Annotated in this window: 11 protein-coding genes and 4 pseudogenes; 10 read left to right on the forward strand and 5 right to left on the reverse strand. The window is 69.5% G+C overall.

Going from position 1 to position 13,158, the window contains the following annotated elements; all coding sequences use genetic code 11:
• Positions 1-20 precede the first annotated feature (20 nt).
• Together AB0M39_RS01300 and AB0M39_RS01305 are read right to left on the reverse strand one after the other, a co-directional pair.
• Positions 21-209, reverse strand: coding sequence for a hypothetical protein (locus tag AB0M39_RS01300; protein ID WP_365358851.1), 189 nt, complete (start codon positions 207-209; stop codon positions 21-23).
• A 94-nt stretch (positions 210-303) separates the two neighbouring features.
• Positions 304-660, reverse strand: a complete 357-nt coding sequence (locus tag AB0M39_RS01305; RefSeq protein WP_365358853.1) for a WhiB family transcriptional regulator — start codon at positions 658-660, stop codon at positions 304-306.
• Between the two features lie 1,288 nt (positions 661-1,948).
• Between AB0M39_RS01305 and AB0M39_RS01310 the strand changes: the two genes are divergently transcribed.
• The 9 genes and pseudogenes from AB0M39_RS01310 to AB0M39_RS01350 all read left to right on the forward strand — a co-directional run bounded on the left by AB0M39_RS01310 (position 1,949) and on the right by AB0M39_RS01350 (position 9,865).
• Positions 1,949-2,680: an HAD family hydrolase gene (locus AB0M39_RS01310; protein WP_365358855.1), complete on the forward strand. Its 732-nt coding sequence runs from the start codon at positions 1,949-1,951 to the stop codon at positions 2,678-2,680.
• The gene (locus AB0M39_RS01315) at positions 2,677-3,156 is read left to right on the forward strand and encodes a GNAT family N-acetyltransferase (RefSeq protein ID WP_365358856.1); all 480 of its coding nucleotides are present in this window, start codon (positions 2,677-2,679) and stop codon (positions 3,154-3,156) included. The genes AB0M39_RS01310 and AB0M39_RS01315 overlap by 4 nt, the downstream gene beginning before the upstream one ends.
• A gap of 68 nt (positions 3,157-3,224) precedes the next feature.
• A pseudogene (locus AB0M39_RS01320) lies at positions 3,225-3,831 on the forward strand (transposase family protein).
• Positions 3,832-4,058: 227 nt separating this feature from the next.
• Positions 4,059-4,358, forward strand: a complete 300-nt coding sequence (locus AB0M39_RS01325) for a DUF6506 family protein (protein ID WP_365358858.1) — start codon at positions 4,059-4,061, stop codon at positions 4,356-4,358.
• Between the two features lie 453 nt (positions 4,359-4,811).
• Positions 4,812-5,360 (forward strand): hypothetical protein, encoded by a 549-nt coding sequence (locus AB0M39_RS01330; RefSeq protein ID WP_365358860.1) that lies wholly within the window; start codon positions 4,812-4,814, stop codon positions 5,358-5,360.
• A gap of 100 nt (positions 5,361-5,460) precedes the next feature.
• A complete protein-coding gene (gene fxsT, locus AB0M39_RS01335; protein WP_365358862.1) occupies positions 5,461-7,899 on the forward strand; it encodes an FxSxx-COOH system tetratricopeptide repeat protein in 2,439 nt (812 codons plus the stop codon).
• Between the two features lie 208 nt (positions 7,900-8,107).
• Positions 8,108-8,206 (forward strand): annotated as a pseudogene (locus tag AB0M39_RS01340) (hypothetical protein); the annotation flags it as partial.
• A gap of 246 nt (positions 8,207-8,452) precedes the next feature.
• Positions 8,453-8,626, forward strand: a pseudogene (locus AB0M39_RS01345) (helix-turn-helix domain-containing protein); the annotation flags it as partial.
• A 798-nt stretch (positions 8,627-9,424) separates the two neighbouring features.
• Positions 9,425-9,865 (forward strand): DUF6086 family protein, encoded by a 441-nt coding sequence (locus AB0M39_RS01350; protein ID WP_365358864.1) that lies wholly within the window; start codon positions 9,425-9,427, stop codon positions 9,863-9,865.
• Between the two features lie 67 nt (positions 9,866-9,932).
• Here AB0M39_RS01350 and AB0M39_RS01355 read toward each other — a convergent pair whose 3' ends face one another.
• Both AB0M39_RS01355 and AB0M39_RS01360 read right to left on the reverse strand, forming a co-directional pair.
• Entirely contained in the window at positions 9,933-10,226 is a 294-nt protein-coding gene (locus AB0M39_RS01355; RefSeq protein WP_365359317.1) for a hypothetical protein, read from the reverse strand.
• A pseudogene (locus AB0M39_RS01360) lies at positions 10,203-10,890 on the reverse strand (transposase family protein); the annotation flags it as partial. The gene AB0M39_RS01355 and the pseudogene AB0M39_RS01360, both read right to left, overlap by 24 nt.
• Positions 10,891-11,028: 138 nt before the next feature.
• Here AB0M39_RS01360 and AB0M39_RS01365 point away from each other — a divergent pair.
• The gene (locus AB0M39_RS01365) at positions 11,029-11,604 is read left to right on the forward strand and encodes a GNAT family N-acetyltransferase (protein WP_365358866.1); all 576 of its coding nucleotides are present in this window, start codon (positions 11,029-11,031) and stop codon (positions 11,602-11,604) included.
• Between the two features lie 238 nt (positions 11,605-11,842).
• Here the strand turns inward: AB0M39_RS01365 and AB0M39_RS01370 are convergent, their stop codons facing one another.
• A complete protein-coding gene (locus AB0M39_RS01370) occupies positions 11,843-12,970 on the reverse strand; it encodes a methyltransferase domain-containing protein (RefSeq protein WP_365358868.1) in 1,128 nt (375 codons plus the stop codon).
• Positions 12,971-13,158: the final 188 nt, after the last annotated feature.

Below are 13,158 nucleotides of genomic sequence, written 5' to 3' on the forward strand. Positions count from 1 at the left end.
CCGACAACACCCATGCACATTCAGTCGCGCAGGCTTTCCCGATCACCAGAGTGCGGCCCACCGATCTCCGCATCCGACTGCGGGAACGCGTCGACGTCGTAGTGCGGCTCCAGGAACAGTCCTCTGTACTGCGGCCGCGGATCGGCTGCGGCCATGGCAGCCTTCGCCTCCTGGTGCCGTCGCTGCTGCTGAACCGCAATGGTGGTCATGTGCATTCCCCTCCCGTGGCGTGCAGCTCGCGCGCAGACTGGCCTGCCGGCCTCGGTCCCGTTGTTGACATGAGGCGCGAGCCAGCCACAGTGATCATAGGCTCCGGCTGACCGGAGAGGGCCGCCTATTGACGTGCAGTCCTTCTCTGGCGGCCGATCGGCCGGCGCGGGGCTGTTCCTGCTCGCGGCGGGCGCTCTCCAGCACCTCTCGCCAGGACACCACACTGGGTCGGCGGCGCAGCAGCGCTCTCCGCTCGCGTTCGGTCATGCCGCCCCACACGCCGAACTCAAGGCGATTGTCGAGGGCTTCGGCGAGGCACTCAATGCGCACGGGGCACCCTGTGCAGACCTCCTTGGCCCGGGTCTGCTGCGCGCTCTCGGCGAACAACCCCTCCGGATCGACGCCCCGGCAAGCTGCCTCCTCGCTCCAGTGGCCCCTGACGCTCGGCATGTCATCATCCCCTCCCCCATCGGCGCTCGGCGACGGTGACGAGCCTATGGTGCTGGTCGTACCGGCCGCAGCGCGGGTGCGTGGCACGCGTCATGGGCGAGTGGCTCCCATGCGGGCGGACCGGTGGTCAGCCGCTCATGGAAGGGGTGAGCAGTGCTCTCAGAACAGTGTCGAGTACTGCTGCGCGCGGCGCGCGAATGGTTCGTGCAGACCCCCTGACTGGCGAGCTCCGCCGGTCTCTCGAGCAGGATGCAGGGCCAGCTCTGAGGCAGCCAGGTGTGCTTGGCGCCCGACGTCCGATGCCGGCGCGCATCCCGTCGGCTGCGCCGGCGTCGTGCAAGGCGGTCCCGACTGACGGAATCCGTGTCCAGGTCAGCCGAGCCGCAGCAGATCGAGGAATAGGACTTCGTGGTCAACGATCAGGCACTGCGCAGGATCTCGGTACAGGGGCACTTCCCCTGCGCGACTTACCTGCTGGACCAACGCGCCGGCGCAGATGGGGCGGGCTGATGCCTTCCCACGGCCTTCTCCGGGAGGCCGGAGGTTCAGAAGAGCGGTTCGGTGCTGCAGCCGCGGGCCCACGGGCCCGCGGCCTGCGGGGCCGGCGAGGGCGCTGCCTCCTGTCCCCAGGCGTTCAAGCCGCGGGCGGCGGCGAACGGTGGGACTCGTCGGCACTGACTGCCAGCACTTCGCGCACCAACGGAGTGAGAACTGCCGGTGCTGGACCAGCTCTGGAGCGTCCAGAAGGGAGACAGCCGCAGCGACGACCGCTTCCTGAACAGCAGCGTCGGCATCGTGAAGGAAGGCCGACACGGCCGAGAAAAGCGCAGGACGCAGTGCCCGAACCTGGACGGATGCCGGGTGTCTGTCCAGACAGAGCCCCAGCCGTGCCATCGTCGCCTCAGCCCCATGGCCGACCGCTTCGGTCACGGATTCCAGCCAGGCCAGCAGGGCCGCACGCACCTGCTTGCGGCCTCCGCCCGGATCGGGAAGGACCGTTGCCGTCGACGGATCCTCGAGTGCCGCTGCGACAAAACAGTGCTGCAGACGCCGTCGCCCTCAACGTCAATGATCGTCACACGCCGAGTCTGCCGGGCCGCCCCCGACAGTGCCTCAACTGCGCTGCCCTGCAGCGGACAGACGGCCCCGAAGCTGGTCACTTACGACCCCGGGGGGAAATGGGGTCCGGACGTGCTGGCCTGCCGCGATACAGCACTCGCTGAATGTAGCCACTGTTTGGGCAGTGGCCCTGGCGTCGAACGGGGCAGAGTGGCCAAGATCGTGAGCCATGCGTGCAGTTGTCTTCGATATGGATGGGACGCTTCTGGACAGCGTCCCCACGGTGTCCCGGGCCTACGCCGACGCGATTCGCTCGCTCGGCGGTCCGCCGGTCTCGCCTGAAGAGGTGGTCGCCAGCTGGCATGTCGGCCACACAAATCTGGTTCTGGCTCACTTTCTCGGCCGCGCCTGCGGCCCCGCCGAGGTCGAGTGCTTCCACGCACACCTGGATCCGGCCGTCACCGAGCTGCGGCCATTCCCTGGCATTGCGGCTTTGCTCTACGAACTCGCCGATGCTGGCTGGCGGTTGGGCGTGTTCACGGCGGCCACCCGGCGAGTGGCTCTGAGCATGCTCGCTGCCGCCGGCATCGACGCGCGGTTTGGCGTGGTCGTCGCGGGCGACGAGGTCGAGCGTCCCAAGCCGGCGCCGGACGGGCTGCTACTGGCGGTGCGGCAGCTCGGAGTTCCGGCCGAGGCAACCGCATATGTGGGTGATGCCGAAGTGGACCTCGGTTGTGCCAAGGCCGCGGGATCGCTGGGCGTGCACGCCAGGTGGGGTGCACGCGCCGGTGTCCGTGCCGGTGCTCACCCGGTCGCGGCGCGTCCGTGCGACGTGCTCAGCCTGCTGGTGGCGCCGCGCAGGCGCACGGGCAACGCAATGGCCCGCCCGGGCGCCCCTCAGCCAGAGTCCGGCAGATCGGCAGACCAGCTGAGGCTCGCAGGTGAGGAGGGGCAGCCGTGATCAACACTGGTTCGTTGCGCGAGGAGGATCGCGCCGCCTGGGAAGCCTTGGCGCGCGGCTACAAAGCGTTCTACCGCACCGCCGTGCGGGACAAGGGCTACGAGGAGACTTGGCAGCGGCTACTGCGCGCCACCGAGTTCCACGGCATCGGCGCCTGGTCGAACGGGACGCTGGTCGGCATCGCGCACTACCTGTTCCACCCGACGTTCTGGATGGAAGACAGCTGCTACCTCCAGGACCTCTTTGTCGACGAGGCGGCGCGCGGCCGAGGCGCAGCGCGGATGCTGATCGAGAAGGTGGCCGATGCAGCGCGGTTGCGGGGGGCATCCCGCTTGTACTGGACCACTCGGGAGGACAACACCGCCGCCCGCGCACTGTACGACAAGGTGGCGAGTTTCAAGGGGTTCGTCCGCTACGACTACCCCCTGGCTTGCGACCCGGGGGAAGCGCCGGCGGGCCGGTCGGCCGTGACGTGAGAAGGGCCGCGCGGTTTGGGTGAGTTGTGAAGCTGACCTGGGCCCGTGCGGCCTGTACCTATCCTGCCCTGTCCGGTGTCTCCCGCGCACACCTCGGCGAGTTGTTCGCCGATCTCGCCGCCCCATGGGAGGCGGCACGGCAGTCCGCGCTGCGCGAGGCCCGTGGCGGTGTGCGCAAGCGGGCAGCCGGCCGCGGGGCGCAAGCCGAAGCTGGTCTTCTACGATCGGCTGCTGCCGGACTTGGTGCATCTACGTCATCAGCTGCCGCACGAGGTCCTGGCCGAGCCGTACGGCGTCGACCGCTCGACCGTTTCGACGGCGATCCGGCCCTTGCTGGCGGCCCGCAGCTTCGCGGTGCCCGACCGGCCCGGGCTGCGCCTGCGAACGCTGGAGGACGTCTTCGCCTACGCCGAGTCCGAAGGTGACGCGTGTGACGGCGACAAGTGGACCTGGAACGAGGCGCGGCGGCGCCAATGCTCGGCCCGGATCTGCGTCGAGCACACTAACGCCGAGCTGCGGCAATGGGCACCCTTGCGGCGCTTCACCGGACGCCGCGAGACCTACGCGGATACCCACCTGGCCATCGCCGCCCTCGTCTCCGACCGCTCCGCGCACCGGCCCACCCGGCGCCGGACGAGCACCGAGCTCGTCCTCGTCCGTGACCGGGCCTGCTGATCACACACCAGCCGAACCGCCAGGCCAACACGTCCCGACTCAATTTCCCCAGAGGTCGTTAGGAGCTGTCCGGCGGATCATGTGCTAGCGGGCCGTATTGCTGTACTCGGACGGTGTGGGCATCCGGAGTGCGGCGTAGATCACTCACGGCTTGTCTCCGTTCCAGGCCGTTCCCGCCCTGGCTCTGCTTGGCTGGTGGCTCTGACGATCACAGGAGGTCGATACGTATGGCGCTCACACACTGGGGGTTCATCTACACGGCGGACGGCAGCGCGGCAGGTGGCGATGTCAGCGTCGTGGACACGGGTACGTGCCGCAGTGTGTTCGTCGGGGTGGAGAAGCCCGAGAAGGGCATCGAGGCCGCGCGCCGCCTGGTGGGCGAGGGCGTGCAGCTGATTGAACTGTGCGGGGGATTCGGGCCGGTATGGGCCGGGCGTGTGATCGAGGCGATCAACGGCGCAGTCCCCGTGGGCGCGGTTGGCTACGGACCCGAAGCGGTCAATCAGGTGCACGCGATTTTCTCGTGACGGTTGTGCCAGCTCCTTCACTCCGATAGGGACCGGAGCCAGAGCCGAATGGCTGCGACGGTGACGGTGCCGTGAAAGAGCCCCAGTGTCCTATCTCTCACCCACGGTTCAAAGTAGCCATCGGTCCTCTGGCCGTCCCCGTTGCTTCGTGCCCGGCCCCTTCGCTAGGCCGAACGAGTTGTCGACGGAGGGGCGGGGACGTTTCATGCGCCGGGAGTGGTCACCCGAGGACGTGCTGGCGAGCTGGACACCGGTAGGCCCTGACTGGGAGCTGGTCGCGAACAAGTCTGGTCCGACCCGGATCGGGTTCGTGCTGATGCTGAAGTTCTTCGAGCTGAAGGGCCGGTTCCCCCAGTTCGTCGAGGAGTTCCCGCAGGCCGCCGCGGTCGACTACCGGGCGGATGAGGAGCGGCTGACCGGCTGGCTCGCTGATGAGGTCTGCCCGGTGGAGTGGTGGAGGACCGGCTGCGCGAGGCCCTGCTCGTGCAGCGCCGCAGCGACCGCATCGAGCCCCCGGGGCGCATCGAGCGGATCGTGGACGCCGCGCGGGCCCGTGCGGACCGGGTCTTCTGTGCGCAGACCGTTGCGCGCCTGGGAGAGGTGTGCGCCCGGCGCCTGCTCGACCTGGTCGCGGAGGGCGATGAGGACGGCACCGCGCTGCTGGCCGCGCTGAAGCGGGACCCGGGCGCGGTGGGGCTGGACTCGCTGCTGACGGAGATCACCAAGCTGACCGGCATGCGGCAACTCGGGTTACCGGAGGGGTTGTTCGCGGTGACTGCGCTGTTCTGGTCGAACATCAACCCGTACGGCACCTTCCGCCTCGACATGGACAACGGCTCGACCTGCTGCCTGCCCTGGCGCCCGGGCCGCACCGTGCGGCGGATGACGGCGTTCAAGCAGCTGGCTCGGCATCCGGCCGCTGAACCGGAGCAACACCGCCGCCCGCGTCGTGAGCACCCGCACCCTTCCATGGACGTGATCCAGGCGGGAGCATCCTGGTGACGGTGGACGGGGGTGGCAGACCATGGGGCGTAGACGGGGTGCGTGGGCCGGGTCGGCGGTAGCGGGAGGGTCCGCATTGGTGGCGGCTGTGCTGGGGCCGGTGACCAACTACGCCAGTACGGCGGTGCCTGGCTGGGCGGCGCAGGCGTGGGTGATCTGGCCGGTGTTCGCCGCGCTGGTGGCGGTCAGCATCGGGCTGTTGCTGTGGGGCCGGCATCTGGATGCCGCACCAAGGCCCCCGGCGCGGCTGGCGCCGGTGAGCCGACTGGCCCGAGGCCAGCAGGCTTCGTTACGCCCCCCGCATGTTCAGCGCGTGCGGGGGCGTGAGGGAGAACTCGCCGTGCTGGCAGGCATGCTTCGGCGGCCACAAGGCCGGTTCGCGGTGCTGTGGGCGGTCGGCGGGATGGGCAAGACAACGGTGGCCGCGCAACTGGCCACCCAGGCCGAGGCTGCGGGCTGGCGAGTGTTCTGGGTGCGCTGGCGCGACGGTGCCGAGCTGGCGCAGCAGATGGTGCAGGCGGCGCTGGCCTGCGGCCTGCCAGAGGCAGAGCTGGAGGCCGCGCGAGCGGGGCAGGCGAGCCTGCCGGATGTGGTCTGGCGACAGTTGGGCCGGGTGCGGCGGTGGCTGCTGGTGGTGGACAACGCCGACGAGCCGCACGAGATCGGCCCGGCAGGGGAGCCGGTGGCCGACTATCGCGGCTGGATCCGTCCTCACGGCCGGGGCCTGCTGGTGGTGACCAGCCGGGATGGCAGCGAGCAGACCTGGGGTCCGTGCGCACAGCTGCTGCCACTGGAGCCGCTGCCGGTGCGGCCTGCGGGGCAGGTCCTGCTGGACGCTGCTCCCGCAGCCGGCACCGCCGAGCAGGCGCGGGAGCTGGCGGTGCGACTGGGCGGGCTGCCACTGGCGTTGCACGCGGCCGGCACCTATCTGGCCGGACCCACCAGCCGCTACCGCACCTTTGCCGCCTACCGCCAGGCCCTGGAACAGGAACTGCGGTTCTTGTTGGGAGCGGCGCACCCGAATGCCTCCCATCCGCAGGTCGCCCGCGCCGTGGTGCGGCACACCTGGGAGGTGTCCTTGGACCAGCTCGCCGGGGAGGGCAACGCTTTGGCCCGCCCTGTGCTGCGACTGCTGGCCCTGCTGGCTCAGGCCCCCGTCCCACTGTCCCTGATCACCCCGGACCTGCTATCCGTCGTCACCGGACACGACGTCACCGCGGTGGCCCTGGAGGCCGCGTTCGCAGGCCTGCACCGCTACGGTCTCCTCGGCCTGCCCCACTCTCCCGGCAGCACCGGCCCGGCGTCGGGCAGCAGTGAGGGGGCGCAGGTGGTGCTGCATCCCCTGATCCGAGAGATCAACGCTGTCGCCCTCACGGCCGAGACCTCCGATCTCGTCGTGTGGCACCGGGCTCTTGCCGAGCGGCTGACCACGGCTGTGCACGAGGCCAACCAGCGCGGGCGCGCTGGTTGGCCTGCAGCCGTGCTCCTCGCCCCCCACCTGCCGCTGCTGCTCGACTACGCGGATCCGCGCACCGCCACGCACCACCGCACCACTCTCAACGCCCTGGCGCAGGTGCTGCAGAAGGCTGGCGCTTTCGGTGCGGCGCGCCTGCTGCATGAACGGGTCCTCGACGTCGAGACCCGCATGTTGGGCCCCGAGCACCCCGATACCTTGACCAGCCGCAACAACCTGGGCAATGCCTTGTTCGGAATGGGAGAGCCGGCCGAGGCAATACGCCTGCTCCGGCAGACCCTGGAGGACCGCGCCCGCATCCTGGGCCCCGAGCACCCCGATACCTTGACCAGCCGCAATGACCTCGCATGCGCTTTGGACGGGACGGGTGAGCATGCCGAGGCGGTGGGTCTGCTGCGGCAGACCCTCAACGACCGTACCCGTGTCCTGGGCCCCGAGCATCCGCATACCCTGGCCAGCCGGGACAGCCTCGGTCTCGCGCTGGACGGGATGGGCGAGCACGCACAAGCAGTGCGCATCCACCGGAGCACCCTGGAGGACCGCATCCGTGTCCTGGGCCCCGAGCACCACCTCACCCTGCTCAGCCGCCACAACCTCGCCAGCGCCCTGACCAGGGCGGGTGAGCAGACGGAAGCGATACAGCTGCTGCGGCAGGCGCTCAACGACCACGCCCGCATTCTGGGCGACGAGCATCCGCACACGCTGGCCAGCCGCGACAGCCTCGGTCTCGCCCTGGACGGGATGGGCGAGCACGCACAAGCATTGCGCATGCACCGGCAGACCCTGGAGGACCGCACCCGCATCCTGAGCCCCGAGCACCCGGATACCCTCGCCAGTCGCCACAACCTCGCTCTCGCTTTGACCAGTGCAGGTGAGCAGGCCGAGGCGATAGACCTGCTGCGCCGAACCCTCGATGACCGCGTCCGCATCCTGGGCGACGAGCACACGCATACCTTGAGCACCCGCAACGCGCTGGAGACAGCGCTGGCCATGTCCGCCCAACGGCCACAGAGCCGGTGGTGGCACTGGCTGCGGCGCAGGAACGTCGCAGCCGGTGGCGGTTGAGGAGGCCCTGTATCCCCCGAGCCGCCGCCAAGCGACAAGTAGCACTCTGTAATTACTGTTGCATTGTGTGAGCGTAGCGGTGGTTGGGTCCACGGCTGCGAGCGTCGGCAAACGACGGCGAGCTCAAGCGGTCAGCGCATCACCGCCGTTCAGGTGAGCAATGTCGGCAACTCGCGTCGGAATTCAACGTCGGTGAACGGTCCGGCCGATGGATTTCGACACATGCTCCGCACCGCTCGCCTTGTCGACGTCCCGGCCGAAGCTCGAACTCGTCCTTCAGCTGCTATGGGAGGGCGACACGTTGAAGGTCACCCGACTCGACCGGCTCTCCCGTTCGGTGCTGCACTTGGTGACGCTCGGCGCCGACTTGCGCGAGCGCGCGGGATCGGGCTGCACGTCATCGAGCAGGGCATCGACACCTCCACGATGGAGGGCCGGGCGATGTTCGGGATGCTGTCCGTGCTCGCCGAGCTCCAGCGTGAACTGATCGTCGAACACCAACGACGGTCTCGCCTCCGCGCGGGCTCGGGGCCGGGTCGGCGGGCGCCGGCCGAAGCTCACCGAGGACCAGGCCGCGCTCGCCCAACGGCTCTACGACGAGCGGGAGAAGACCGTCCAGCAGATCGCCGACATGTTCGGCGTGCCCCGGTCGACGGTGTACGGCCACCTCGACAAGACCAACTCGGTCCCCCGCCAGCCGAAGAGGACCGCCGCCGCATCGTCTTGAAAGCTACCGGCGGGTTACTTGCTCCCTGGTGTCCGAGCTGGGACTACAGGGCCATCAAGAACGAGATCGCCTGGGATGACTGCGAGGAGTGACGCCACCGCCAGACCAGCGCATGAGCGTCCAGCTACTTTGCACCGTGGGTCACGGATAGGACACCGGGGCCGTCCTGATGCTCTTGCCACAAGCGGTCCAAGGTTTCGTACTCGGCAACTCTGTTCATACGGCTCATCGTCATACATCGTTCTCTGCGGCAGCAACAGTTCACCTGCTCAGGCGACGGTGCAGACGAGGGTCCCGGCTACGCCGACCAAAGCGAGGAAGTGACTGGTCGCGGTCCGCGATCGACTCGGTGTCCGAGCTGAAGGCGGGCTGCTGACCGGACCCTGCACGACGGCCTCAGACTGCAGCCGCTCGTGCGCGGGTCCCCCCGTCCGCTCCCACCCCGGACCCGCCGTCGTCCGGCCCTGCTCATTGCCGACAGGGGCTACGCCTACGATCCTCGCGGAATTTGGCTTCGCGAGCGTCGCATCCGCCATCGCATCGCCCGCAAGGGCGTCGAGCCGTCCACACGGCTCGGGCTCGGCCGACACAGCTGGACCGTTGAGAGGACACTCGTCCTGGCCGGCCGGATGCCGACGGCTACGGTGCTGCTACGAACACAGGCCGGAACACTTCCCGGCCGTCGTCGGCCCAGCCGCGGCCCTCCCCTGCCGTCCGCCTGGCCAGGGCGTAAAGCCGACGACGGCAGTGATCGGGCTGGATACGCTGGCCAGTCGTGACCAATGGGAAGGTGCCGCGATGAGCCAGTACTTCGACGTCGGCGACGAGACGCTGTGGAACCCGTCCAATGGAGCTTCTCGCCTGTTCCAGCAGCAGGCCGCAGTCTTCGAGGCAGAGCTGGGACTCCCTTCGGGCATCGGACCGATGGAGAACGACGAGTGCCAGATCAGCCTCGACACATTCGAGACCTTCGTGAACGCCCTCCTGGCGAAGCACCGAAGAACGAGCCATGCCATCTGGCTCGCGCTGTCCGAAGGCTTCATTGCCACAGTGCTGGTTCTGTCGGAACGCGCCGGGATCGAGGTGGACTGGGCACGGCACGGAGCCGCCCCAGAAGCCCCGCTGGAAGACGTGCAGGTTTCCACCGTCGCTGGGATGTCCACTCCTGCGGAAGGCGGAGCCTGGGCAGCGAGCCTGCGCGAGAAGGCGCGGGAGCTGGACCGTGGCATGCCCCGCTGACTGGAGCAACCGCGACGGACCGATCACCGTCCCGCGCCCGTGCAGCCCGCCGTCGGAAACGACCTCCTCATCCGTCGCCGCGGCTCGCGCACAAGGCCTGACCCAACTTGCCCGCGCCATGGCCGAGTACGTCCGCGCCGCCGGCCCGGACGCGGTGCGGGCGGCCAGGAGGAGCGCGCACAAGGGCGGCGGCCATGAGCGGGGCTGCGAAGCGGCCGTCGAGGGGGCCGGCCAGGGCGGTGCCCGTGGCCAGGCCCAGGCGGATCGCGCCGGACAGCCAGCACACGGCTTCGGTAGAGGTTCCCGGCGGGGCCAGGGAGGTGACCGGGCGGCGGCTGCGGAGGATCTTCCAGCTCATCATGCGGGCGAAGGTGTGCTCGACGCGGGCGCGTACCTTGCGGTGGGAGGTGTTGTGTTCCTATTCCCAGGCCGGGAGTTCGGCCTGGCCGGATTCGCGGCGGTGTGGAATGATCAGGCCGATGCCGCGGGCGCCGCCGTCAGCTATCGCCGCGGCGCGTCCGACGGCTGCCTTGACGCCAGACGTTTCCCACGCCTTGCAGTCGTTGCGATTGCCGGGGACCGGCTGGTCCGACGGTGACGACGAGACGGGTGTCGGCATCAATGACGACCTGGTGGCTGGTGAAGTACCGATAGTTCCTCAACTGCTCGACGACGGTGCGGGTGGGAACCAGCGTGCCGTCCACCATCAGCACGGTGTCCTTACGGAACCGCCTGCGGGGCTGGAGCGCGAGCGACGGGGCGAGGTGGTCGATGATGCGGTCGGCCGCGGACTTCGAGATCCCGAACAGCGGGGCGAGCTGCCGCAAGATCAGGGTCGTCCGCCAGTACGCGGCGACCAGCAGAACCCGGTCCTCCAAAGGCAGGCTCCACGGCCGGCCGCCCCTGCCAACCGGATCCGCACCCTCGCGCCGCAGGGCGGCGACCAGCTTACCGAACTGACACGGGCTCAGCCCGGTGAGCGGGGCTGTACAGGAAGGCTCCGAGGCCGTGACGACACCAGTCACCGCCGCGTAGCTGCGCACCGTGCCGTCGGCCGCCGCCGCACCGGTGACCCCGAGATCATCCACGATGTTTGGAGCGGCTCTTCGCGATGTCCGTGGAATCCGGTGGCGCGGCGCAGACCTGGCGCCCAGAATCGCCAGATGCATGAAGTGAAGGTGTCCGACGGGATCATCACCCTGTCCCCGCTGCGCCTGGACGATGCCGAGGCGCACCTCGCAGGGGAGGATGAGCCGCTGGTCCGCTGGCTCAGCGGCGGTCCCGGCACACGCGAAGGCGTCGTCGCCTACATCCGACACTGCCGGGAACAGTGGGACACGGCCGGGCCACTGCGCGCTTTCGGTATCCGGGCAGGCGCCGACGAGACGCTCGCGGGGACGATCGACCTGCGGTTCGCAGCAGAGGGCTTGTCTCCCGGCCAGGTGAACGTCGCCTACGGGCTCTACCCGTCCTGGAGGGGGCGCGGCCTGGCCACCCGCGCGGTCCTCCTGGTCTCCCGATACGCGGCAGATGAGGGCGGGAAAGAGGCGGTGATCCGGGTAGAGCCGGAGAACGCCGCATCCGCCGCAGTCGCCCAGCGGGCGGGGTTCACCCCCGGCAAGCACACGCACGGCGTGGACGGGACACGGCTCGACTGGTACATCCGGGACCTGCGCATCGATACCCAGGACGACTCCCAGTACCCCCAAGCCAGCATGAGCGCATTTGACAACGCGTGAACATGATTACGGGACAGCCCTGCCATGGGTGCGATAGGTGCTTGCGGCGGGAGCGGAACGGGTGGGGCGGCCGACCCCGGCCGGGTCGCTGCGGTCCGGCATGTCAGCTGGCTGGAGACCACGCGCTCTCGGCGGAATCGGCCCGCCTGCCCACTTCTACGGCTCCTACGGCTCGTACGGCTTCAATCCTGTGGAGCCCAGTGTGCTTGGTACATGACGACGGCGGCCGGCGGCGGGTTCAATCACCGTTCAACGGCCATCGCGGGCCCGTCTGCGCGTCATGGGCCCACGCGTACTGCTGGTCTGGCTCGACGGTCAGTCCGTAGTCGTAGACGTCGGGCTTGTCCAGGTCCAGCCACGCGTCCCAGGCTCTGTCCAGCTCGTCGGCCAGGCGGCGTGGGCCGCCTTGGTGGGCGACGGTCGTGCCGTCGCCGAGGGCGGAGAGGGACGCCCAGGAGCTCTTGGAGTCGTGGAGCCAGGCGTTGAGTCCGTCGGCGTCGGCGGCGAGCGTGACGTGCACGTCGGGAAGGGCGACGCGCAGGGCGAATCTGAGGTTCCAGTCGTCGCGCAGCGGTCCGATGTCTCGTTGGTACGGTCGCTCGTCGTCGGCCGGATCGGTGCCGCGCACCTGGCTGAAGTCGAGGTCGGCTCGGGTGCCGCGGGCGGGCATGAACTGGGCGAGGCCCTGTATCCAGCCGGTCGCCGACTTGCCGTCCTCGGCGACGGTCAGGGCCACGTGCCCCAGTCGGCCCCAAGCGGTGACGATGCGTCCGCCCGGCCGGGTCTGGGCCACCCAGGCCCACGGGACAGTGGGGACCGCGTACGTGGACATCACCCGGTCGTACAGCGCGCCCGCCGGCCACCCCGCCTCGCCGTCGCCGACCTCCACCGCTACCTGAGCGTCGACCGCGTCCAGGCCCCAACGGGCGGCGGCGGCAAGCGCAGGGTCCACTTCCACGCTGGTCACCTGTCCTCGGCCCGCTCGGAAGGCGAGGAGCGCGGCGTTCCAGCCCGTCCCGGATCCCAGCTCCAGCACGCGGTGCCCGGGCTCCACCTGGAGGGAGTCGAGCATGTCCACCACCACCGCCTGGCACGACAGGCTGGAGGAGGGCCTGCCGTCGGTGACCTGAGTGACGGCCGCCGCGTCCGGATCGCCGTACACCTCGGCCGCCCACCCTTCGGCGTCGGTCCGGCGGTCCACCGGGATGTAGGCCTGACCGTTCCAGCGCCACAGGCGCTGTGGGGCGAACCGGTGCCGGGGCAGAGCGTCGACAGCCTGGCGGATCCATGCGGAACGGGCAGGCCAGGCACCCCGGCGCTCCATGGCGGCCGCCAGGCGCCGACGTCGGTCGCCGAACTCGGACACAGGCCCCTACTTCTTGTGCTTGCCGTTTGAAGGCTGCGCCGGCGGCACTTGCCCGTCGGAGTTCCCGGGCGGCGGCTTGCCTTGCGAGGGGTCAGGCGGCGGCTTCTGATGCTTCCCCACAGTCCAGCTCCTCCATCATCGTCTGTCGGCGAGTCTATGGTGACGCACAATCAGGACGCTCGGTAGAC

The organism is Streptomyces sp. NPDC051907, from assembly GCF_040681075.1.
GTDB lineage: Bacteria > Actinomycetota > Actinomycetes > Streptomycetales > Streptomycetaceae > Streptomyces.